Raw genomic sequence first — 22,660 nt, 5'->3', positions numbered from 1 at the left:
GCGATCAAGGGAAGCACGTGCAGATTAACGTCCGCTGAAGGTGTGGTCGACGGAAACACTTGGCAAATCTTGCAGGCGTCTCCCATCTTGCAAGGCGCTGTGGACTTTGACGACTTGTCATCGCTCTTCATGCTCATGACACAAGTTTCGTCAGGACTACCTACGGAGAGGGCCAACTCCATGGCCGGAGAAGCGGTACGCATCATTTCGACCATGCGAACAGCTGCCAGTCCCTCCAAGGGAATGGCAACTGCCAGTAGCATGATCAAAAATGTGCGGAAGAGCTTCATGCGAGAAATTATAGAGCATGAACCGTCAAGTGGGGACGCGAATGGCCATATTTAAGCGTTCTTCGCTAATAGGCCATGGCAGCGCACGAATTTTATAACGCAACTCTCAAGCGACGAGCACGTTCCCGAAATGCTTTTTCTCCACCTTCTAATATGGCGCAGACTGACTCCCGGATACGCGGGTTCTCCAATCCGCCACTTTCGTAGGTGATCTCTGGCAATTGTCCCTGGCGATGTTGGCCGCAGCGCGCAACGATGACTTGATTGACATCGGTGTTCACTACGAGATTTGCATTGTGGGTCACAATGATAATTTGCCTGTGCTTTTTTGCGTCTCTGAACACCGGCACTAGCTCATCAAATACAGATTGAGGGTCAAGGTTTTCTTCGGGTTGGTCGATGATCAGCGGCCGGTCATCATTGATGTCAATGGCAAGATAGAGGAGCAGGAGAACAACTCCTCGAGTACCTGGCGACAGGCTTTCAATGTCCACGCCATCATACTGCAGACCGTATCCAATGCGGATATGGTCTGTGCTGTAAAGCCAAGCCGATATCTTTCGCGCCCAGTCTCGGAAATTTTGCCCAGACGGCATATGTTCTTTGAGTTGCCCGGCATACTGCGACACAAACTGGTTCATGGCTTCGGCCACTTCGGCCGGCTCTCCGTGGCGCCAAGTCTGGCCCAGCATCGAGTCGGCTACCTTGCCGAGCTCGCCTTTGCCTCGGAAAGGTCCGGATCTCAGATCCATTAACGCCTCTCCGCGCGCTGTCCAAGACCCGACGTCCACGAGTCGCCGCACGGAGAACGACAATTTTGAAACCGAGCCCGGCCCGTTTTTAATGCGTTCTTTCAGGGGGGCATATAAATTTGCAAGCTCGATTTGCTCATTCGATACGGCATCGAAGATGCCCTGATAGGCTGTGTTTCTATCCGAGCGATGAGACTTAAGGGCTTCATCCGCCTTATTGCCACGCTCGATGTCGCTAATAACTTTCGCCAGGGCAGCTTCGGCTTTCGAAATTTTCTCCGACAATGCCTTATAGCGCCGTGCATTCTGTTCGTCGATTCCGACCATTTTTTGCAGCCGGTCACGTTCGCGCTGTAACAAGTTAATAGGTTGCTCGGCTAAAGTGGCCTCATCTGGGATTAGAGCAGTCGTGAGCGCAAACTCTTCTCTTTCGGATTCGTCTGGGGCTTCGCCTTCTAATGCAAAAAGTCTTTTGGTTGCCTCCGCTATCCTGCTCTTTAAGAGAAGATCGACGTCGCCAGAGAACTGGACAGTAAATGCTTTCCAGTCCAGTTCACTTAGTCTTGCGTTGCTACGCTTTTCTTTCAGGCCTTCGACCCACTCAGGAATCTCGTTGTCGATAAAATCGCGCACATCTGTTTGAATCCCTGACAAAGCTTGTATCTGCAGTTTAACGGCGCTGGCAACTTGTTGTTTCTGTTCAAGAGCCTGTGTAAGTAACTCGAGCCTTGCAGTGCGAAGCTCCTGCCCTTTGGGGATAAGCAGCTTCCTGTCCTCCTTGTCCTTATCGATCAACTTGCTCTTTTCGTTTTTGTCCTTGTTGAGCAAGGGCAGACTGTCCTTTCGAATCTGCTCTTCGGTGATACCGTTGGTGGCGCGTTCAAGTGTGCGTCGATGGCGCTCCCGGTCACTTTGGGCTTGATCCAGTCTTAACCTTAATAGCGAAGTAAAGTCTTCTGCGCCCATGCGTTCAGATTCCTCATGGGCCTCAAATATAACGCGCTGAATTTCAGCAATAAGCGCGTCGTTCAATCCTTCAGATGAACAGAGCTTTTCGACAAATTGCTGTGACAGATATTGAACGTGGGGAGCATCCAGCAAATCTTCCATCTCTGCCGACGCCACATCATTCTCGGTCTCCGAGCCGTTTTCCCAAGTTAGCTTGACGCGAGAATCCGTTAGAAAATCGGCTGCCCGTCTTAGAAACGAGCTACCGTTCAGTTGTTTGGAAACACCAAATCCACCTGTTGCGATGAGATCTGCTAGCGCCGTTTTCCCAGATCCACGAGCTCCAATGATGGCTACCATGCCGGCGTTGACGGGGACCACACCAATCAGCGTTGGTAAACGAAACTGCTTCAATACAGTTTCCCGGCATCGCGCCGCGCGGCGGCATGCCGCCAATGAAGACTCGCCCCTCTGGCTCAATAACGGCTTGGCGTAGCGATTCGAACGTAAGGTCCCCGTTTATCCAGCACAGTCGACCTTTATCGGGTACACCCACGCGTTCCTCTTCGTGAGCGTCCGATCCGTGAAGACATGGTTTCCTGCCATTCCACTTCTTCTCAAGATCGTCAACCGTAGCGGCCCCCTTGCCCAGATAAAAGTCGATCTGCTGTGGACTGGCAGAGAAGATAATGTGAGCAAAGCTCTCAATATTCTGGCGCGTGGTAGCCCATTGGCCGTCATCAGATTGAAGGCCAGAGGTGCCGTCGGTTCCGCCACCGGCCACCGCTATTAAGCAGTTTTCTCTAACCCAGTCGCTTTTATTCCAAGCAACTCGCAAGCGCTCAAAATCGACCTTAAACTGGTTAACCCCGGTACGGTAAGCGGCTTCGTCGTCAAGGGCCGGCCCTTTGTGCGTGCGGCCTAAACGTATAAGATCAGAGCGATTGCAACGATAAGTTTCCCCTTGATGTCCGTACTCCAGGCCATCAAGAAAGTGGGTAATCCGGGAAATATGGTCTGGTTCGTGAGGCGAGAACAGAAAATGTAAATTAATCCCCACCCCCTTTTTGGTTTCGATCGAAAGGCGAAACTCGACGTTTGGGAAAATCAAACCAACGCCAGGAAGACGACCCTCGCGTTTTTTTGCGAGCGTTTCGACGTATTTTTCAATGCTGCAATAATCGGTGATGCCCAGCGCTCGAATGGGCGGCAAGCTAGTCTCTATCTTGCTTAGGAAGCCATCCCATGACTCATCTCCGGAATATCCGTTGTTCAGGGCGGTACCAGGCGTGTGGATATGAGGATCCCACCTGTGCCATAAAGAACCTCGGGTGTTTGTCGTATCAAAGGTCTCTGTCATTGCTTCCCCCAATTGTGTTTAGTTATTGAGCAAGATCCAGAATAGGAGTGTTTTCGGAGTGCGAATCTCGCTACTTTCCGCTACTGGGCAGAAATTTTTATTGGTGCAATTCGCGAAATCGTCCCGTCGCGTCGCGCTCAGAAGTGCCCTCAAATCCATAGCCGATATTACCTGAAATGCTCAAATAAACTTGCTCGAGTGTTAAGCGTTCTATGGTGAATTCGATGCAGGCAGTCGATTTCGCGTCAAAACATGTTGTCATTCTTGCGCTGAATCGCCCCCGCTTGGATGGGAAAGAGTGTCCTCTCCTGGAGCCGCGTTGATCAGAGTTGGTTCAGGGCCGGTGGCGTCTTGGGAAGGAGCCTCTCCAGCATTTCGCGGTGGTAGGGATCCGGCGAATCGACATAGCGCGACGCCGAACTGACGTTCTTCCATCCCACGTATTCCATCAGCGCCCGCATCTCCCAACCATTGGCGCTGGCCCAGCTAGCAAAGCCTCGGCGTAACGAATGCGAGCTGTAGAGGTGTACATCCGTGACCCCGGCAGCCTTTAAGATCCGACGGAGCAAGGGAATAATGCTCGCCGCATTGACGGCACCGTTGCTGATCGTACCCCAGCGGTCAATCCCTCGAATGACGGCACCCGATTTAAGCCCGCTGACAGCCAGCCAATCAAGGTAGGCTGCGACCGGACATAGCTTCGATAACGCAGGCGTTTTGTAGATGGTGCCCTTGAGGCTTCGATCAGTCTTCGTGCGTGGTAGGTAGATGTTCATGCCCTCGCCGGGCACGGCCTCGATACGATCGATTTCCAGCCTGGCCAGCTCATCACTGCGAAAGCCGCGCCAGAAGCCAATGAGCAGCAGCGCCTTGTCCCGGGTGTAGCGGAGCAGATCGCCGAAGCGTCCTTGGTGCCGTGCCTGCTCGCACTGCTGTTCAAGCCAAGCACAGGTCTGCTCAAGCGCCTCAAGCTGCAGCGGCTTGGCCCGTTTTTCTTGTGCAGGGTGCAGTTCCTGAATGCCACGTAGCATCTTGCGTACCACAGGAGCCTTGGTCGGATCCGGGAAGCCCTGGTCGACGTGCCATTGGCCAAGGGCGGAGATACGTTGCTTCAAGGTGTTGTGCGCCAGCACGCCAGCATACGCGGCCAGGTACCGCACGATGCTATCGGCGGTGGCCGGCAAGAAGCCGCCCCATTCAGTTTCGAAATGGTTCACTGCGGCGCGGTAGCTTTTGCGGGTGTTGTCCCGGGTGGCGGCGCGCAAGTAGTCGTCAATCTGGATCATGGCGCTTGAATCTCAAAAAGGCGGCATTACAGGTGGATGGGGTCGAAGGAGGTCAATTTTAGCCCATCAGGAGACATAACGAGTCAATATTTAATCTGTAAATTGCACCAGAACACCTCGAAAAGCCCTTCTAATTTAGTATGTAAATACGTATTATGTAATCCATTATCAAAAACAAGGATCGCGATGGCACGCACCGGCTTATACAAATCTGAGGTCAAGAAGGCACGCGACACGCTGCTGGCCATGGGACGACGCCCCTCTGTGGATGCCGTTCGCATCGAGTTGGGTAATACCGGGTCGAAGACCACGATTCACAAGTATCTCAAGGAATTGGAGGAAGAAGACGGCGCAACGGGGGTGCCATCGCGTACGATCAGCGAGGCCTTGCAGGATCTCGTGGAACGGCTTGCCGCGCAGCTCCAGGCCGAAGCAGATGCGCAGGTACGCTCTGCCAAATTTGAAGCCGATTCCACCACAGGCCGCTTGCAGGCTGAATTGGAGACCTTGCGTATGACGGCGGCCGACTTGTCAACGCGATTGGCAAAGGCCGACGCTGCGCGACTACATGAGATCCAAGCTCACGAGCACACTCGTACTCAGTTCCAGGAGCAGACGGCCGCAAGCCGCGCGCTTGAGGTGCAAGTGCGCGCCCTTCAAGAGCGCCTTGTGGAAAACGAACAGCACCGCCACTCTTTGGAAGAAAAACACCAGCATGCCCGGGAGGCACTTGAGCACTACCGAACGGCAACCAAAGAACAGAGAGAACAGGATCTGCGGCGCCATGAGCAGCAAATTCAGACCTTACAGGCCGAGTTGCGCCAGCTCAGACAGGAGGCCATCGTCAAACAAGAGGAAGTGACCCGCGTTAACCAAGAAGGCGTACGACTCGTAGCGGAGCTGTCGCATGCACAGCAAGCGCTCTATGAGCAACGCAGTGTCGCGGCGCGACTTCAGCAAAAGCTAGACACGCTACAAGAGGTGGCAAATCGAAATCAGATGCTGGAATCCCAGCTGGCTGATCGGAACGCTGTCAACGAGCAGCTGCAGGCGAGCTTGTCCCATGCGGAGCAAGAAAATGTGACGGCAGTCCAGCTGCTGCAAAAAGCAGAGATCGAACGTGCGGCACTACAGGCAAAGCTGGAGGCACATGAAAGCCTTAGTGCCGAATTGCGCGCTCATTTGAGAGACACCGGCCCGGGGCCTCGAAAAAATAGGCAATCAGAGTCTTAACGACCTTTTCAGGCTGACGCTTAGCCTCGTGCTCCGCGCAGGCGCAACGCGTTCGCGATCACAGATACGGAGCTCAAGCTCATCGCCAAGGCCGCCAACATCGGTGACAGAAGTTGCCCAGTAAAGGGATAAAGCGCGCCTGCAGCCAAGGGAATGCCCAAGGCGTTGTAGAGAAAAGCAAAGCCCAGATTCTGACGCATGTTGCGCACGGTTTCTACCGACAATCCTCTCGCACGTGCGATGGCGCGCAGGTCGCCCTTCACCAGGGTGACATGAGCGCTATTGATCGCCACGTCGGTGCCGGTCCCCATGGCAATCCCGACATTTGCCTTGGCCAGCGCCGGAGCATCGTTGATCCCATCACCCGCCATCCCGACGATCTTGCCTTCGGCCTGGAAACGTTCTACAAGCGCGAGCTTGTCTTGAGGCTTGACCTCCCCGTAGACCTCAGAGATGCCGAGCTTTCCGGCAACAGCTTTCGCCGTGGTTGTTCCATCACCGGTGGCCATGACCACCGTGAGCCCGGCTTCTTTTAGACTGGCCAACGCTTCCCGTGTAGTTTCCTTCACGGGATCAGAGACTGCTAGCAGCCCCAAAAGCACGCCATTTCTCGCTAGATACATCACGCTGGCACCTTCGGCACGCAAAGCTTCTGCTTCAGCCAGCAGCGGTGTCGAAGAGACGCCTTCAGATTCCATCAGCACGGTATTGCCCAGCGCCATCCGCTCGCCGTTGACCACGCCTCGAACACCTATTCCACTGGAAGATTCAAAGCTGCTGGGTGTCATCAAGGAAAGCTGGCGCCGGCGTGCCTCGGCCACGATAGCGTGCGCTAGTGGATGCTCACTTCCCTGGTCGAGGCTTGCCGCCAGCTGCAACACTTCCGTCTCTTGACTGCCCGGTGCGGCGACTATCCGATCGAATGCTGGCTTTCCTTCCGTCAGGGTGCCAGTCTTGTCGACGATGAGCGTATCGAGCTTTTTCATGCTTTCGATGGCCGCTGCGTCTCGGAACAGGATGCCTTGGGTTGCGGCACGGCCAGTGGCGGCCATGATGGACATGGGCGTAGCCAGTCCCAGCGCACACGGGCAAGCGATAATCAGAACCGCTACGGCATTGACAAAGCCATAGACCCAGCTCGGTTGTGGTCCAAGGAATCCCCAGCCTAGCAGCGTCAGTACGGCAATGCCGACCACGATCACGACAAAGTAACCGGCTACGACGTCCGCCAACCGCTGCATGGGGGCGCGCGAGCGTTGGGCTTGGGCGACCATCTGGACGATCTGCGAGAGCATGGTCTGCGACCCGACCTTCTCGGAGCGGATGATCAGGCTTCCGCTGGCATTGATCGTTGCTCCGATAACCTTGTCACCTGGCCGCTTGGTAACGGGGACCGGTTCGCCAGTCAACATCGACTCGTCAATGGCACTCTCTCCCTCAACGACAACCCCGTCAGTAGCGACTTTTTCGCCTGGTCGGACCCGTAGCAGGTCTCCAATGTGAACGTTACTCAAGGGGATATCTTCTTCCGTACCATCTGCAGCGATCCGTCTGGCTGTTTTAGGTGCCAAGCCGAGCAGCGATTTGATGGCGGCAGAGGTCTGCGAGCGCGCCCGTAGTTCCAGGATCTGTCCCAGCAGGGTCAGTGAGATGATGACGGCCGCGGCTTCGAAGTAGACACCGATCCGCCCGTGTTCCATGAAGGCCTTGGGGAATAGCTCGGGGAAGACGGTTGCGACCACACTATAGCCATAGGCCGCTACCACGCCCGTGCTGATCAGGGTCCACATATTGGGACTGCGGTGGACGATCGAGTCGACACCGCGGGTCAAGAACGGCCATCCGGCATACAGGACCACGGGCGTACCGAGCGCGAGCTCGATCCAGCTTTGACCGATCAGGCCATGTGGAAATATGCGGCCGCCGGCCATGGCCAGCACCGTCACGAGCACTGTCAAGGGTAACGTGAGCCAGAATCGCCTTTGGAAGTCCCGCAGCTCAGGGTTCTCCTCTTCTTGCTCCGACGGTAGCAGCGGCTCCAGGCTCATCCCACAGATGGGGCAATTTCCCGGCGATGGCTGCCTGACTTGCGGGTGCATGGGGCATGTATAGACAGTTCCGTCAGACGATACCGTGCTTGCCTCGGGCTTTGATGAATCTCCGACATATGCGGGTGGATTTGCACGAAACTTCCCCATGCACTTGTCACTGCAGAAGTAAAAGTCTCTCCCGCCGTGTTCAATCCTCCGGTAGGGATCGGGAGCCACCTTCATGTGGCAAACCGGATCAGTCTGGCTGTTTTCCGGGGGAGATCCCGCTTCAACGGCTGGAACTGATGCGACGTGATGATGGTGGTGGTGTTCATCCATAGTTACTGCTCTCCCGTGTCAGGTATATCCAGCAGGTAACGTGAGGGGCAAATGAAGCGCGTCCTCACGTCGCCAGCGGCTTACTTCGACGTTGGCATTTCCATACAGTCCATCATCATCTGCATGGTCATCTGCATCATGTCCATTTGCTTCTGCATCATCGCAGGGGTTGGCGCCGATTTATGCTCCGCCCTGGTCGCCATCATGCCTTGCATCATGGCCATACTGTCTTTCATCGTCTTCATGTGATCCTTCATCAATTGGCGGCGTTCCTCAGGAGAAGCGGCGCTCATCATCTTTTGATGCTTCTCGCGCATGTCTTTTATCTGGCTATCCATCTGCACCATGGGTGCACCTCCCGCCGCAGATCTCGCGGGAGAAGCAGTTGCAGCCGCCTCGGGATGATGTCCTTCATGCTCTGCTGCGTTTTGAGCCAATGCGGCAACCGAAAATGTTGCCATCGCGAGCGTGCCGATCAGGTGGGTGAAGCGTTTCATGATTTCTCCTCGATTCATTAGGAGGCATGCAGATCAGCAGCCTCTATATGAAGTCTAGTGAGCATAGAAAGACTGCAAGTGATGCAAATCAAAGCTATGTGAAAACGCTCGGAAGCCTGCCCCGGACGAAATGTACCCTGGAGCACGGTAGCGACTAATTCCGTGAGAATTCCTTGCCGGCAAAGTCTACCGTGACCAACTTCCCGTCCATCTTTCCCATCCCGGGTGAGTTGACGGGCATACCTGGTACCGCGACACCTTTTGTCGATCGGGATGCGATGAGTTTGGCCACAGCTGGGGCCGGAACATGGCCTTCGATCACCTGGCCCGTCGCTTCTACAACGGCGGTATGGCAGGACTGAAGAGCTTCAGGTACGCCAAGACGCTTTTTGATCGCAGGCATCTCTTTGCTGTCCACCACATGGAGCCTATAGCCGGCCTGGTTCATGTGTTCTGCCCAAGCCGTGCAGCAGCCGCAGTCTGGGTCTTTGTACACGGTGATGGCTTCCCCGGCCGCGTGCGCAGCAACAGAAGTCAGCGCGAGTAGGCTCGCCAGGAAGAACTTTTTCATCTTTTTTTCCTTTTACGATAAGGGGCAACGATCCTCCAGCATGCAACTCTCTGTCCTCCTTGGGATTGAATTTATTCGGTCATTGGCCCCAAGGTACCGAGCCAGGCGACCAGCGCCAGAATCAGGAAAGCACAGCAGGTTTCGACGAAAAGGCTTCTGCGTAGAGCAGCAATCGCCGTGGCGTGTTCTCCCGAAACGTGGACCCGCTCCAACAACGGGCTCAAGCGGTAGCGATTTGCGGCCGCCAGAGCCAGCATCAAGCCGAACAGGCCGAGCTTGGCGATTAGTAGTTGCCCGTAAGGAGAAGAGAAAAGCCCCGTGACAGTGGGGCCAACAATCAGCCAGTAGTTCAGCGTACCTGTGATCACCAACGATCCGACGATGAGTGTGCCCATCAGCGCAAAGCCATTGAGCGTTCGGCTGAGTAGGGAAACATCTGCCGGGTCGTTGCCGTAACGCAGAACCAACATCAGGATGAACGCTGCCAGCGCACCTATCCAGCCGCCAGCGGCGAGCAGATGGATGATGTCGGCAATCAGGTGAACCTGTCCTCGGACGCCTTCGTCCATGGCACCATGACCAGCCCAGGATAGCGTGGCCAAGGCGGTGGCCCCCGCTGCGCTCATCAGAACTGCGCTCACGGTCGGCCATACGTTCGACAGCAGCGCACCCATGATGACCACGAGCAACATCCCCATCCGCAGGCACCACGCCATGCCAAAAGAGGTGTCCGTCAACATCATCTCGAACATGTGCTGTTCAATCGAGCTGATATCAGAAGCCCCGGTCATCGCCTTGGTCATGAGCAGCATGCTCACCGCCGACAGCGCTAGGCCGATGGCAGCTGCGCTGGCCGTCAGCAAGACGAACTTTTTACCCAAGGGGGATGAACGCTCAGGCCGGCGCAGCGCATGCAGCTGGAATAGCGGCAGACCAAAGACAAGCATCAAGTCCAGATACAGCGCAAAGCGCACCAAAACGGTCATCCCGTCCATTACCTGCTCACTTCACCGTGAAAGTAATCTTGCCGGTGATCGGATGGGTATCCGACGAGACCGCGCGCCATTCGATGCTGTACACGCCGGGCATCAACGGTTGGCTCGGGGTAATTACCATGGTCTTGGGATCATCCGAACCCGACACTTTAGCCGCCATCTTCATTGGAGAGGCATGGTTCATCCCTGGCATGCTGGTCATCAAGAGGTTGGCACCGGAGAACTGCTTGGAGAGATTTTCCGAGAAGTGTAGTTCGATCTTTTCCGGCGCACTCACTGTCGAGTTGTCTTCAGGGGTCGAGCCAAGCAGCTTCGGGTGAGCGAATGCTGCGGTAGCGAACGCGGCTGCAGCGATGGTGATGGCTGTTTTAGCGAAGAGGGACTGGTAGGACATGGCGATACTCCTTGGAGATGTTGTGGAGGGTTAAAAAGGTGGAGACTTAGAACAAAACGCGTACACCGGCCACGAGCCTGGTTTCACCGGCATTGCCGCCGGCACCACGTACGAAGCTGGCAGTACGGCCGAAACTCTGGTTGCGCTCGATCCCGACGTAAGGGGCGAACTGGCGGGTGAACTCATAGCGCAGTCGAACGCCATAGGCAGCGCTGGACAGCCCGCGCCCGATACCAAGCTCTGGATCTTCTTTGCCGTACAGGTTGGCCTCGACGCGAGGTTGAAGCACCCAACGCTGGGTCAACAACACCTCGTATTCGGCCGCCAGGCGCAAGGCAGTCCGACCTTGCTCTCCAACGTAGCCAGTCGCCTCTACTTCAAACCAGTATGGGGCCAGTCCCTGTACGCCAAAGGCGAGCCAATTGCGACCAGGTCGATTGCTGCCGACGTCGACGCGAAGGCCGAGCTGGGTGTCCCAATAGGGAGTAATCGCATGGCTCCACAGCAATTCGGTTCGAGCATCGCCTACGCGGCCTTGTTCGATATCGCCTTCGGCTTTGAGGTAGAACTTGTCATACGAATTACCGACCCAGCCTTGGGTATCGTAGGCGACAGAGTTCCCATTGCGGGTATGAACGCGCTCCAGGCGATCCACCAGGAAGGAACCGAAGGAATGCATATCGGACATCATCAATGCGCTGGTGTCCTTTTGGGCATAGGGGCCGGTATTGAGCGTGTAGCCATTGGAATAGCCATGGGGGTCTCGTGCATCCGCAGGTGCCGTCGAACTGGAGCCCATATCCATGCCCCCCATGTCCATTCCACCGTGGTTCATGCCGGCGTGATTCATTGCCCCATGATCCATTGGCATCGCTGGCTGCGAGGCTGAGCTAGCTGCAGGCGCGGCATGACCTTCGTGAGACTGGGCCAATGCTGCGCTCATGCTTGCCGAGGCAAGGGTCAGCACGAGAATCTGAGTTGAATAGCGGGTAGGAGTCATTCTAGGTGTGCCTTTCGGTGCAGGTCCTGGTTAGCTGACGACGACTTCACGGAACATGCCCATATCCATGTGATACATGAGGTGGCAATGCCAGGCCCAACGGCCTAAAGCATCCGCTGTGACCAGGAAACTGATGCGCTGGGCCGGCTGTACTGGAATGGTGTGACGTCGCGCGAGGAAGTCCCCGTTGGGCGTCTCCAATTCGCTCCACAGACCATGTAAGTGCATGGGGTGGGTCATCATGGTGTCGTTATGCAGAATGACCCGCAGGCGTTCGCCATAGCGGAAATGAATGGGCGTCGACTTGCCGAACTCCAAGCCGTCGAGCGACCATGCGTAACGTTCCATATTGCCGGTCAGATGAAGTTCGACTTCACGCTCGGGACCACGGTTATCGAGCGGGCCACCGATCGTGTGCATGTCAGCCAAGGTCAGTACACGGCGGCCGTTGTTCCGTAAGCCAACCCCTGGATCATCCAGATTGGTACGGGCACTATCGACCCGCGCGTCGGTGCTGGGACCATATTCGGTCTTGGCATGGCGCGCTTTCTTGCTGGGCACCTTCAGAGGATTGGCCGGGGCCATCTGGTGCTGGCTATGGTCCATCCCCTGCATCGGTTGCGCCCTGGATTTGCCGTCCATGGAATCCATACTGTCCATGCTATCCATGCTCGACATCGAGTCCATGCCGCTCATGGACGACATACCCGCCATCGAACCGTGATTCATGTGGCCCATGGCCCCGTGATCCATACCGGCCATGGAAGACATGTCGCCCATCATGTCACCCATGCTGAGCCACTCCGGCTTGTCGACTGCCGGCACCGGTGCTGCGAGCCCCGCACGCGTGGCCAGCGTGCCGCGAGCGTAGCCGCTGCGCTCCATCGTCTGCGCAAACACGGTATAGGCATCTTCCTTGGGCTCGACGATCACGTCACAGGTTTCGCCTGGGCCGAAGCGGAATTCGTCCACGCTCACCGGCTCGATATCCACACCGTCCACCTGAACCACCTTCAATTTCAGTCCAGGAATTCGTACGTCATAGAAGGTGTTGCCGGATCCATTGATACAGCGCAGGCGGACTTTCTCGCCAGGCTTGAACAATGCAGTCCAGTTGCCTGCGGGCGTAACGCCGTTAGCGAGGAATGTCAGAACAGCTGCGGACAAGTCCCCCAAATCCGTGGGATTCATGCGCATCTCATTCCACATCGCACGATTATCCATGGCCGCCTTCACGCCATCTTTGCGTGCGTCGCGGACAAAATCCCCAGCCGTCACACGGTTCAGATTGTAGATATCCCCTTGTTTTTTGAGTTTGGAGAGTACGGACATTGGATTTTCATCCATCCAGTCGGAGAACAAGATCACATGTTCCCGGTCGGCCAGCTTTTTTCCGGCGTCAATGGGGTCGATGACGATCGCGCCATACATCCCGGTTTGCTCCTGCATCCCCGAGTGGGAGTGATACCAGTAGGTGCCACTTTGCTTCACCTTGAATTTGTAGGTGAAGGTCTCTCCGGGGGCGATACCAGCAAAGCTGATCCCAGGCACACCGTCCATCTGGAACGGCAAGATAATGCCGTGCCAGTGAATCGAGGTATGTTCGCGCAGCTTGTTGGTGACGTTGATCGTGACCATCTCGCCTTCTTTCCAGCGCAAGGTAGGTCCCGGCAGGGAGCCATTGATCGTCGTCGCGACGGTCTGCTTACCTGTGAAATTGACAGGGGATTCCGCAATCACCAGGTCAAACACGTTACCTGTAAGAACGGGCGCTGCGGAGGGGCTCGCCGTGGTTTCGGTAGCTTGAGCCACCGCTTGCATGGCACGCGACGACAGTCCCAGAAGGACACCTCCAGCGGCCAGCCCTTTGACAAAACGGCGGCGGGAATTCAAAGGGAACGATGAGCTCGACATAGGATAAAACTCTCCGAAATGGGGATATGGCGTTGATGATAAGTAGCGCTGGCGATCAGTCGGATTACCCGCGCATTACATTCCTGTAATGATTGCGTCATCTTTGCGAACTCGACGTACCATGTATCCATCTTCTTATGTGTTCTCAAAATGAAACTTCTTGTGGTCGAAGATGAGCCCAAAACGGGCGAATACATTCAGCGTGGACTTACCGAAGCCGGGTTCGTTGTCGATTTGGCAAAAAATGGCTTGGACGGTTACCATCTGGCCATGACCGAGCCGTATGACCTGGTCATCTTGGATGTCATGCTGCCCGACGTGGATGGCTGGCGTATCGTCCAGTCCCTTCGTGATGCCCAAAAGACGGTCCCTGTCTTGTTCCTGACGGCGCGGGATAGCGTCTCCGACAGGGTCAAGGGGCTGGAAATGGGGGCAGACGACTATCTCGTCAAACCATTTGCCTTTTCTGAACTGCTGGCCAGGGTACGCACCTTGCTGCGCCGGGGTAGCAACGTGGTACTGCAAGATCGTTTGACGGTCGCAGACTTGGTGCTCGATCTCCCTCGACGCAGCGCCAGCAGAGGTGGCCGAAAGCTGGTGCTCACAAGCAAGGAGTTTGCGTTACTGGAGTTCTTGGCACGGCGTCGCGGTGAGGTGCTGCCTCGTTCACTGATTGCCTCCCAGATCTGGGACATCAATTTCAACAGTGACTCGAACGTCATCGATGTGGCCATCCGGCGCCTGCGCGCCAAGGTAGATGACGGCTTCGAGCACAAGCTGATTTTGACAGTACGAGGGGTGGGATACATTTTGGATGACGCTGACGCGCCCGGGAGCGCCGCGTGATTCGCCAACGGTCCCTGACCGTCCGTCTCACGGCGCTGTTTGCGCTGGCATCTACGGCCGTCCTGGTCGGTCTTGGGCTGCTCATCATGTCCACCGTGGCCAAGCACTTTACCGACCAAGACGAACAGCTGCTAGAAAAGGAGCTTGAACTCATCCGCATGGTAGTCAACGAGCGCGGTGCTGGTGCCATCACCAGTACCTTTGGCGAAGCATTGCACAACCACCCGGGCTTTTTCGTTCACATCAGCTCGATCGACGGCCGGCCTATGTATTCGACCCTTGCCGACGCGACCCAGCCAATCCTGGCGGCAGCCAAGCGTGTAGCCAGCGGTCATTCGTTCGCGGTCAATGCAGGCCAGCATCAGGAATTTCAGGCCATTAAAGCCTACTTGAAAGACGACAAAAGCAGCGAGCAACTGCAAGTCATTGTTGCCGTCGATACGGAAATCCATGACCACTTCATGCGCAATTTCCAGACGACGTTGATTTTGTATGTGGCGGGATCCGCGGTGATTGTGGTCTTGCTCAGCTGGTGGGCCGCCCGGCGCGGCTTAGCCCCGCTACGAGCGATGTCGGACAAAGTGCAAGCCGTCTCTTCGCATAACTTTGGGGAGCGCATGCCCATCGAGACCTTGCCGGTTGAAATCGCCGACCTGGCGGCCAAGCTGAACGCCATGTTGGAACGTCTCCAGCAAGATTTCCATCGCATCACCAACTTTTCGACCGATATCGCCCACGAGCTGCGTACGCCTATCACCAACTTGCTCACGCAAACGGATGTGGTCTTGACTCAGCAGCGCACCAATGAGGCCTACCGGGACACACTTTCCTCGAATGCCGAGGAATTGCAGCGGCTCGCCAGAACCATCTCCGACATGCTGTTCCTGGCCCAGACGGAAAACGGTATCAGCCTGCCCAGCTATGAGCCGCTCAAGCTCCAGGACGAAATTACCGAGCTTTTAGACTTCTATGATGCCTTGGCAGAAGAAAAAGGCGTGAATCTACAGTTGACGGGCGATGCCATCGTCCGGGGGGATCGCTTGATGGTCCGCCGCGCGTTGAGCAACCTGATCTCCAATGCCATGCGCTACACGCCAGCGGCTGGAAGCATCGCGGTATCGATCGTCAGGTCTGAAGGCGACGTGCTGGTAGCCGTCGAGAATGACGGCCCGGAAATCCCGGAGGAGCATCTTCCTCACTTGTTTGACCGGTTTTACCGAGCAGACAAGTCCCGCACCAAGCTTGATACCGATTCCGCTGGACTGGGCTTATCCATCACGCAGGCCATTATGCGGGCCCACCAGGGGAACGTCACCGTACGCTCGTCACAGGGGAAAACGCGCTTCACGCTGCGATTCCCTAATATGACGCTCTAGCAGCGTCTCCAGTGCTGTCCTGACGATCTATGCGATGGTCTCTCCTGCAGAGGCTGGAGGCAATTCACGAAAAGCGTAGCAATTAGCCTTAGCGTCATTGAGGGCGTGGTGCTCGGGCAGCTTATTCTGCTTGTGGAACTCGTACCGCAATAGCTCATTGATACGGTCAGCAACAAGCCGGCGCCGACACCATGGCGGCACCCGTCCATCCAACACATCGTAGAAGAGATCCCAATCCGTCTGGTAGTCGTAGCAAATGAAGACTTCTTGGTCCTTCGGCCGTACCAGCCTGAGCCAATTGGTCATCTGCAGGTAGAGTTCATCCTTGGTCATTTCCGCATGTGGTGCGTATCCCAGGAGCGGAAGGACGGCGGCCTTGACGAATTCGCTGCATTCCCGAACCTCGTAGGGAAGCTCGGCGTAAAACTCCTCGCCGCTTTGTGCGACCAGGCCGATGCTGATCAACTGCGGATCGAGAAAATCGGTGAACTCGGTGTCGATGAATACGTTGAATGACATCCTCTGGTCCTTTACGAAACAACCGTGCTGGCTTGACGCTGGTCCGCAAGCGTGGCATGTCCCAATACCCAGGGCATCAGCTTGGCGATATTGATTGCATCATCCAACCCGCGATGATGCTTCCCCTCTCGGCTGATTCCGCTCAGCGCGCACGCTCGGACCATGCCCACTTCCTTGCCGATGCGCTGGGCTTTCGCAAACAGTCGCTTGGCATTCTGGTGGGGCATGGTCAAGGGCATTGCGATCCCGTGGCGCTGGGCGTCCCTGGTCAGTTGCTTGTGATCGTAGTTTCCCCAGCTCATCCAGACGGTATCTGACGACACCACGTCGTTGACGAAGGCCCGCAGCGCCTGCGCGGCGACGGGAAGCAGTGGTGCCTGATCCACTTCTTCTTGCGTGATGCCGATCAACTGCTTGCAAAATGGTGTGAGTATCGGTCGCGCCAGCGGCCTGACCAAGTGCTGAAACCGCTCAAGCACCACGCCACCTTCGGTGGCCCAGCAGGCGCCGATTTCAATGATTTCCATCTCTTCCGGTGGGATGCTGCCGTCATCCGAACAGGTCGCTTCCAGGTCGACTACGAGAATTCTTCCCACATGATCCTCTTGATAATAGATATGGTCAGGCTCGGAGGCCAATTTCGCATGCGAAATTCCCCGCCTTTAGTGACTAAAGGGCAGTTGCGTTCGCAACTTGAGCCGGCTCAATTTCGAACTAGCTGGTAGCTATCAGCTAGCCGAAAAGTGTTTACTGTTGAATTTTCGGCTGATGCGCGCGGAAAATATTCGGCCATTCATTGAGCGAGATGGGCGCGTGGTCACTGCGACAGCATCGTCTTTGATGGAGAAGAACACTCGTTGACCAATCTTCCAGTCCATCAATGCCTTCGGCCATGAGACTTTGCCGCCGCGTTCGAGGATGGTTGAGTAGGTTTGACGTTTTTTCATGGCCGGCAAGGGATCCCAAATATACAAAGTTGATAGGCCGATAGCCACGATTTGAGCCATTTCATGCCACAGTTTAGTGCATCTCGTGCCCACAATTTATTCATGTCGTGATGCGAGGTAGAGCAAGGTATTCAGGATAAGCGAGAGCGTGAAAACTTGCCATTGACAATGACGTCGCGGCTGATGCAATGTCCCGGAAGCCGCAACATCTCACTACGCTCTCTCAATGAGTTCGCCTTTGAACGACTCCGCCAAGGAAACCTCGCACCATGGCCAGTATCGAACGAACCGCGTATCCAAGATTTCCACGGACGCTCACGCTTAAAGACCTTCAGACAACCTTCACGCCCCGTCCGGAAGAAGCAGAATGGGCGCAGAGTTTTGCCAGATTGCCAGCACGTAGGCTGGCGTTGCTGGTCAATCTGAAGTGCTTTCAATTCCTCCGATATTTCCCGCCCATCGATTCCATTCCAGGCGAGGTAGTTGAGCATATATCGGCCTGCCTCGGGATGCAGCCGGTGTTGAAGATATCGTATCCCGACACGGACACCTCTCCTTATCGACACCACAAGGCGATACGCGCTCTCCTCGGGGTCAAGACCTATGACCAGGTCAAGACAAAGGCGCTTGCCATTGACATCGCCGAACGGGCAGCCGCTGTCGTGGACACGCGCGTTGATATCATCAACATCACGATTGAAGAGTTGGTCCGGCTGGGATACGAATTGCCGGTGTTCAGTACCCTGGACAATATTGCTGAACAGGCCCATGCGCGAGCAGAATCTATCTTTTATACCGAGATAGGAAAGCGTCTTCCAACTACGCAGAAACGCTGGCTCGACGGGCTGCTCGAAACAGATTTGCCACAGCGCAGAACCCTCTATCATCAGATAAAGCGATCGGCAAAGAAAGCCTCCAGAAAGCATCTTGATCTCGTAATTGACCAACTCAATTGGCTTGAGTCGCTACCCGATGCCAGCGAACTGCTGCACGATGTGCCTGCTAACAAGCTGCGACATTTGTCGGAGCGTGCGGCTGTTCTGGATGCCGCCGAAATGAAGGACTACCGGCCGCAAAAGCGCTACACCCTCATTCTTGCTTTGATATGTCATATGCGTGTGGGTGCCCGTGACGATATCGCCGAGATGTTTATTCGCAGGATAGGCGCGATACACAAAAGTGCCCGAGAGGAACTACTTGTTCTGCAGGCCAAGCAACGAGAACTAAGTGAGGATCTCGTCGCCACATTGGAACAGGTTGTCGAGATTCTAGCTGAGGGCTTGGAGGACGCCCCTACAGGAAAACGCATCCGTGAACTCTTGGCCCCACATGGAAGCCTTGATCGCTTACAAGGCGACTGTGAGGCCATCCGCGTGTGGAGCGGTGGCAATCATCTTCCTTTATTGTGGAAACCATACAAATCATGGAGGTCGGCGATGTTCCAGATGGCTAAGGTATTGGTGTTCACCCCGGCCACTCAAGACAAAACACTGCTGAAGGCCCTGGAAGTCGTTTTGGAAAACGAACATCGCAAGGCTGAATGGATCAGCGACGAAGTCGATCTATCCTTTGCGTCGGAACGCTGGCGCAAGCTGGTGCGGCGCTCCCATGGCCTCGGGAACCCCACCAATCGGCGTTATCTTGAGGTGTGTGTTTTCTCGCACCTGGCCAGCGATTTGCGCAGCGGGGACATGTGTATCGAGGGTGCCGGCACATTTGCTGATTATCGGGATCAGTTACTTCCCTGGAGCGAATGCGAGGCGCTACTCGCTGACTATTGCGATCGAATCAGCATCCCCAGCACCGCCGACAGCTTTGTCGATCACTTAAAGAATTTGTTGGCAGACACCAGTTCGCAAGTCGACAACGAATTTCCCAATCACGCAGGTGACGTCACAATCAGCGCCAATGGTGAACCCACATTGCGGCGAGTCACGGCACGAGAAATCCCGGCTTCGGCCATCGCGCTCCAGGCGGCCATCGAAAATCGTCTGGTGCCGCGTAATCTGCTCGATATCTTGGCTAATATCGAACACTGGACCGGCTTTACTCGGAATTTCGGGCCCCAGTCAGGCGATGACCCCAAATTGAGGAATGCGAGAGAGCGATATCTTCTCACCGTCTTCGCGATGGGTTGCAACCTGGGGCCGCACCAGGCGGCACGGCACCTTTCCAACGGCGTGACGCCTCACCAGCTTTCCTATGTCAATCAGCGTCACATGAGCCTTGAGCAGCTAGATAGCGCCTGCCGCGACCTGACCGAGCTCTACCTGCGGCTGGAATTGCCCAAACTGTGGGGCGACGGTAAAAAGGTAGCCGCCGACGGCACGCAATATGATTTCTACGAGCAGAACATGCTGGTGGGTATGCATTTCCGGTACCGCAAGATGGGTGCAGTTGCGTATCGACATGTTGCAGACAACTACATTGCGAATTTCCGCCACTTCATACCGCCGGGTATGCTGGAGGCAATCTATGTGATCGAAGGGCTGCTTAAAGCGGGCCTGAGCGTGCAGCCTGACACGGTCTACTCGGATACACACGGGCAATCGGAGGTGGTCTTTGCGTTCACCTACTTGAACGGGATCCAGTTGATGCCCCGAATCCGCAACTGGAAGGATCTGAAATTCTATAAGGCGGAGAAAGGAACACGATATAAGCACATTGATCGGCTCTTTAGCGATGTCATCGACTGGAAGCTCATTCGGAACCACTGGAAGGACCTCATGCAGGTCGCTATCTCAATCCAGCAAGGGCGCGTGGCATCACCCATGCTATTGCGCAAGCTAAGCCACGACGGTCGCCACAATCGCCTTTTTGCGGCATCTCGCGAACTGGGGAGAGTTCTTCGGACGGTTTATCTCTTGCGCTGGATTTCTCAAAAGGAAATGCGTCAGGAGGTCACTGCAACAACCAACAAGATCGAGTCTTATCACGCATTTACCAAATGGCTGGACTTCGGGGGCGATGTCATCACGGAGAATGATCTGAATGAGCAGCAGAAGCGGATTCGCTATATTGATCTAGTGGCGTCGGCGGTGATCTTGCAGAACACGGTCGACATGATGCGCATTATTCAAGAACTGTATGCCGAGGGTGAAAATATCGCCGTAGAAGATGCAGCGTTCATGAGTCCGTACGGCACCACAGGGGTCAAGCGGTTTGGCAATTACCATCTGGACCTGAAACGGCCGCCAGAGGCATGGTTAAAAGAATCGCTGTTCCGGCAGGCGGCAAAACGCGCGAGGGAACAAGCGACTAAGGACGCAGAAGGAGCAGCATGACAATGCATCACCGAACTACACTGAGCGCATACGGGCTAGTCGATGCACAGGCCTTAACCGAACTGGAGGAGGGTTTCGATACATCCGCCATCCTTCGGATGGTCGACCAGCTCGATGACATGGTCGATCAGTTGCGCTCTGAGGATGGTTTGCGCGACGAATTGCTGAGACTGCACGGTATGGCGCACACCGTCATCAACGGCGCCGGACTTTCCGTTCCCATGGGGGAGGACACCATCACGGAAGTTGCCTTCGACGCCGTCGCCAGTATCCATAGCCTCCGCGCCACTATGCAGTCGTGGCTTCTGATACTAGAGCCGCTGGAAAAACTGACACCCAAAGATTAGGCATAAAAGTCGGTTTCTATATTACTTTTGGGCTTATATCCGAAAATTTGCTTTATCTCGGCTGGCTCCCCAGATGAGGCGTGATCGAGAATCTTGATGCGGTTGTGGGGATAGCGCGCGGAATACGCCTGCAGGATGCGTGGCAGGTACTGCACACCCACGGTGGGCACACAGGCGATGCAGACGTCGCCACGCCGCGCCATCCCGGTTTCCCGGATCTCCACCAGCGCGCCCGCCAGCTCGTCCAGCAGCCGCCGGGCCTGGGGCAGGAAGTCCTGTCCGATTTCGGTGAGCGCAAGGGAGCGCGTGGTCCGCTCCATCAAGGTCACTCCCAGAAAATCCTCCAGCTTGCGCAAGCGCAGCGTTACCGCCGTCTGCGTCACGTGCAAGGCGCCAGCCGCGCCCTGAAAGCTGCCGTGATCGGCAATCGCGACAAACGCCTGTACACCGAGGATGTCGATTTTCATGAGTAAAACTTATTAATCTTTCAGATAATTTCATTTTACTGCTTCTCCGGCAGCGCTCAAGATACAGCCTCAAGTCAGCCCGAAAGGAGCCAGATCATGAACATCACGATGTCAGACGTGCAGCCAGGTCACGATGAACCGGCGGCAGGCGACGCCGTCGAGCCGCTCATCCTTGATCTTCTCGAATGGATTGGCCCGGATGGACGGCCTTACAGCGAAGTGATCGAACCCTGGCGGACCTCCTGCCCTCGCCTGCCGGTCTGGGAAAAAGCCAATGCGCGAGGCTATCTGGCACGCGTCCATGCATCTGGCGGCGAGGCCCTGATAAAGGTCAGCCAAGCCGGTGCCGCTCATCTGTAAGCCAGGCGAGGCAGACTGCTCAGCCTGTATCAACCTTCGCCACAGGAGCAATCCATGCAAACCTCTCCAGAATCCATGCAAGCCCAGGTTCAATGGGACGTCAGCCAGTATTTGCGTTTCGGCGGCGAACGCCTGCGCCCGGCCCTGGACCTGATGTTGCATCTGCCCACGCAGAACCCCGCGCGCATCCTCGACCTGGGGTGCGGCACCGGCAACCTGACCGCACTGCTTCAGCAGCGCTGGCCACGGGCCGAGGTGCTGGGCGTGGATGGCTCCGATGACATGCTGGCCAAGGCGCGCCTGAACGTGCCGCAGGCCAGTTTCGTCGCTGCCGATCTGAATCATTGGGTGCCCGAGCACAAACTGGACCTGATCTACACCAATGCGACCCTGCAGTGGCTGCCCGATCATGCGCAGCTGTTCCCGCGGCTGCTGTCCTTCCTCAATCCTGGCGGTTGCCTGGCGGTGCAAATGCCGGTCATGCATGACGCGCCGTTGCGGCGCGCGCAGGTGGAACTGGCGAGGTCACCCGCCTATGCCGATGTGCTGGGCGACGTGTCGGAACGGCGCAACGTCCTGGAGGTGGGCCGCTATTACGACCTGCTGCGCCCGCGCGTGGCGACGCTGGACATCTGGCAAACGAGCTACCTGCACATCCTCACGGGCGCGGACCCGGTACTGGAATGGGCCAGCGGCAGCAGCCTGCGTCCCTATCTCGAGAAATTGGAAGGCGAGCAATTGCAGGCCTTTCGTGCGGATTATGCGCGCCGCATGCAACAGGCTTACCCGCCCGGCGCAGATGGCAGCACGCTGCTGCCGTTCCAGCGCATGTTCATCGTGGCGAGCTTGCCCGGCTAAGGTGGCACTGCCACAAATGAAAACAGGGACCTTGCATGCAAGGTCCC

18 protein-coding genes and 2 pseudogenes are annotated in these 22,660 nt (G+C 56.1%); 7 read left to right on the top strand and 13 right to left on the bottom strand.

The genetic code is table 11. From position 1 onward, the window contains the following. Positions 1 to 382: 382 nt before the first annotated feature. Together E2K99_RS26155 and E2K99_RS12540 are read right to left on the bottom strand one after the other, a co-directional pair. Positions 383 to 3,350, bottom strand: a pseudogene (locus E2K99_RS26155) (TrlF family AAA-like ATPase). A gap of 323 nt (positions 3,351 to 3,673) precedes the next feature. Further along, positions 3,674 to 4,636, bottom strand: a complete 963-nt coding sequence (locus tag E2K99_RS12540; protein WP_134222410.1) for a site-specific integrase — start codon at positions 4,634 to 4,636, stop codon at positions 3,674 to 3,676. Positions 4,637 to 4,822: 186 nt separating this feature from the next. Between E2K99_RS12540 and E2K99_RS12535 the strand changes: the two genes are divergently transcribed. Further along, on the top strand, positions 4,823 to 5,869 hold the full coding sequence (locus E2K99_RS12535) for a DNA-binding protein (RefSeq protein WP_240733900.1): 1,047 nt from the start codon (positions 4,823 to 4,825) through the stop codon (positions 5,867 to 5,869). A gap of 20 nt (positions 5,870 to 5,889) precedes the next feature. On the opposite strand, the gene E2K99_RS12530 is transcribed toward E2K99_RS12535, so the two are convergent. The 7 genes from E2K99_RS12530 to E2K99_RS12500 form a co-directional block, all read right to left on the bottom strand. After that, positions 5,890 to 8,238, bottom strand: coding sequence for a heavy metal translocating P-type ATPase (locus tag E2K99_RS12530; protein WP_134222408.1), 2,349 nt, complete (start codon positions 8,236 to 8,238; stop codon positions 5,890 to 5,892). An 80-nt stretch (positions 8,239 to 8,318) separates the two neighbouring features. Further along, on the bottom strand, positions 8,319 to 8,735 hold the full coding sequence (locus tag E2K99_RS12525) for a hypothetical protein (protein ID WP_077235919.1): 417 nt from the start codon (positions 8,733 to 8,735) through the stop codon (positions 8,319 to 8,321). Between the two features lie 154 nt (positions 8,736 to 8,889). After that, positions 8,890 to 9,306, bottom strand: a complete 417-nt coding sequence (locus tag E2K99_RS12520) for a DUF411 domain-containing protein (protein WP_077235920.1) — start codon at positions 9,304 to 9,306, stop codon at positions 8,890 to 8,892. 71 nt (positions 9,307 to 9,377) lie between these two features. Then, positions 9,378 to 10,301, bottom strand: coding sequence for a copper homeostasis membrane protein CopD (gene copD / locus E2K99_RS12515; RefSeq protein WP_134222407.1), 924 nt, complete (start codon positions 10,299 to 10,301; stop codon positions 9,378 to 9,380). 7 nt (positions 10,302 to 10,308) lie between these two features. Then, positions 10,309 to 10,695 (bottom strand): copper homeostasis periplasmic binding protein CopC, encoded by a 387-nt coding sequence (copC, locus tag E2K99_RS12510; protein ID WP_134222406.1) that lies wholly within the window; start codon positions 10,693 to 10,695, stop codon positions 10,309 to 10,311. A 46-nt stretch (positions 10,696 to 10,741) separates the two neighbouring features. After that, on the bottom strand, positions 10,742 to 11,695 hold the full coding sequence (locus tag E2K99_RS12505; protein ID WP_134222405.1) for a copper resistance protein B: 954 nt from the start codon (positions 11,693 to 11,695) through the stop codon (positions 10,742 to 10,744). 30 nt (positions 11,696 to 11,725) lie between these two features. Then, positions 11,726 to 13,609 (bottom strand): copper resistance system multicopper oxidase, encoded by a 1,884-nt coding sequence (locus E2K99_RS12500; RefSeq protein ID WP_134222404.1) that lies wholly within the window; start codon positions 13,607 to 13,609, stop codon positions 11,726 to 11,728. 150 nt (positions 13,610 to 13,759) lie between these two features. Between E2K99_RS12500 and E2K99_RS12495 the strand changes: the two genes are divergently transcribed. Together E2K99_RS12495 and E2K99_RS12490 are read left to right on the top strand one after the other, a co-directional pair. Then, positions 13,760 to 14,455 carry a heavy metal response regulator transcription factor gene (locus E2K99_RS12495; RefSeq protein ID WP_134222403.1) on the top strand — a complete coding sequence of 232 codons (696 nt, stop codon included), beginning with the start codon at positions 13,760 to 13,762 and terminating at the stop codon, positions 14,453 to 14,455. Next, complete coding sequence (locus tag E2K99_RS12490) at positions 14,452 to 15,831, top strand: heavy metal sensor histidine kinase (RefSeq protein ID WP_077235689.1); 1,380 nt, start codon at positions 14,452 to 14,454, stop codon at positions 15,829 to 15,831. The genes E2K99_RS12495 and E2K99_RS12490 overlap by 4 nt, the downstream gene beginning before the upstream one ends. A 27-nt stretch (positions 15,832 to 15,858) precedes the next feature. Here the strand turns inward: E2K99_RS12490 and E2K99_RS12485 are convergent, their stop codons facing one another. From E2K99_RS12485 to E2K99_RS12475, 3 genes are all read right to left on the bottom strand, one after another. Continuing rightward, positions 15,859 to 16,350, bottom strand: a complete 492-nt coding sequence (locus E2K99_RS12485) for a 3'-5' exoribonuclease (RefSeq protein ID WP_077235688.1) — start codon at positions 16,348 to 16,350, stop codon at positions 15,859 to 15,861. A gap of 11 nt (positions 16,351 to 16,361) precedes the next feature. Continuing rightward, positions 16,362 to 16,946: a 3'-5' exonuclease gene (locus tag E2K99_RS12480; protein WP_077235691.1), complete on the bottom strand. Its 585-nt coding sequence runs from the start codon at positions 16,944 to 16,946 to the stop codon at positions 16,362 to 16,364. Between the two features lie 132 nt (positions 16,947 to 17,078). Continuing rightward, positions 17,079 to 17,297, bottom strand: a complete 219-nt coding sequence (locus tag E2K99_RS12475) for a hypothetical protein (protein WP_134222402.1) — start codon at positions 17,295 to 17,297, stop codon at positions 17,079 to 17,081. 269 nt (positions 17,298 to 17,566) lie between these two features. On the opposite strand from E2K99_RS12475, the gene E2K99_RS12470 reads away from it, so the two are divergent. Together E2K99_RS12470 and tnpC are read left to right on the top strand one after the other, a co-directional pair. Beyond that, the gene (locus tag E2K99_RS12470; RefSeq protein ID WP_134222401.1) at positions 17,567 to 20,581 is read left to right on the top strand and encodes a Tn3 family transposase; all 3,015 of its coding nucleotides are present in this window, start codon (positions 17,567 to 17,569) and stop codon (positions 20,579 to 20,581) included. Beyond that, positions 20,578 to 20,928, top strand: coding sequence for a Tn3 family transposase post-transcriptional regulator TnpC (gene tnpC / locus E2K99_RS12465; RefSeq protein ID WP_134222400.1), 351 nt, complete (start codon positions 20,578 to 20,580; stop codon positions 20,926 to 20,928). The genes E2K99_RS12470 and tnpC overlap by 4 nt, the downstream gene beginning before the upstream one ends. A gap of 71 nt (positions 20,929 to 20,999) precedes the next feature. Here the strand turns inward: tnpC and E2K99_RS12460 are convergent. Next, a pseudogene (locus E2K99_RS12460) lies at positions 21,000 to 21,395 on the bottom strand (LysR family transcriptional regulator); the annotation flags it as partial. 96 nt (positions 21,396 to 21,491) lie between these two features. On the opposite strand from E2K99_RS12460, the gene E2K99_RS12455 reads away from it, so the two are divergent. Beyond that, complete coding sequence (locus tag E2K99_RS12455; RefSeq protein WP_205703780.1) at positions 21,492 to 21,755, top strand: 3-phosphoglycerate dehydrogenase; 264 nt, start codon at positions 21,492 to 21,494, stop codon at positions 21,753 to 21,755. 54 nt (positions 21,756 to 21,809) lie between these two features. Then, positions 21,810 to 22,613, top strand: a complete 804-nt coding sequence (locus tag E2K99_RS12450; protein WP_134222399.1) for a methyltransferase domain-containing protein — start codon at positions 21,810 to 21,812, stop codon at positions 22,611 to 22,613. Positions 22,614 to 22,660: the final 47 nt, after the last annotated feature.

Origin of the sequence: Herbaspirillum huttiense (genome assembly GCF_004367745.1) — a bacterium.
In the GTDB taxonomy this organism is placed as follows: domain Bacteria; phylum Pseudomonadota; class Gammaproteobacteria; order Burkholderiales; family Burkholderiaceae_D; genus Herbaspirillum; species Herbaspirillum huttiense.
Note: the sequence above shows the minus strand (reverse complement) of the source record. Positions and strands in the feature narration are given on the sequence as shown.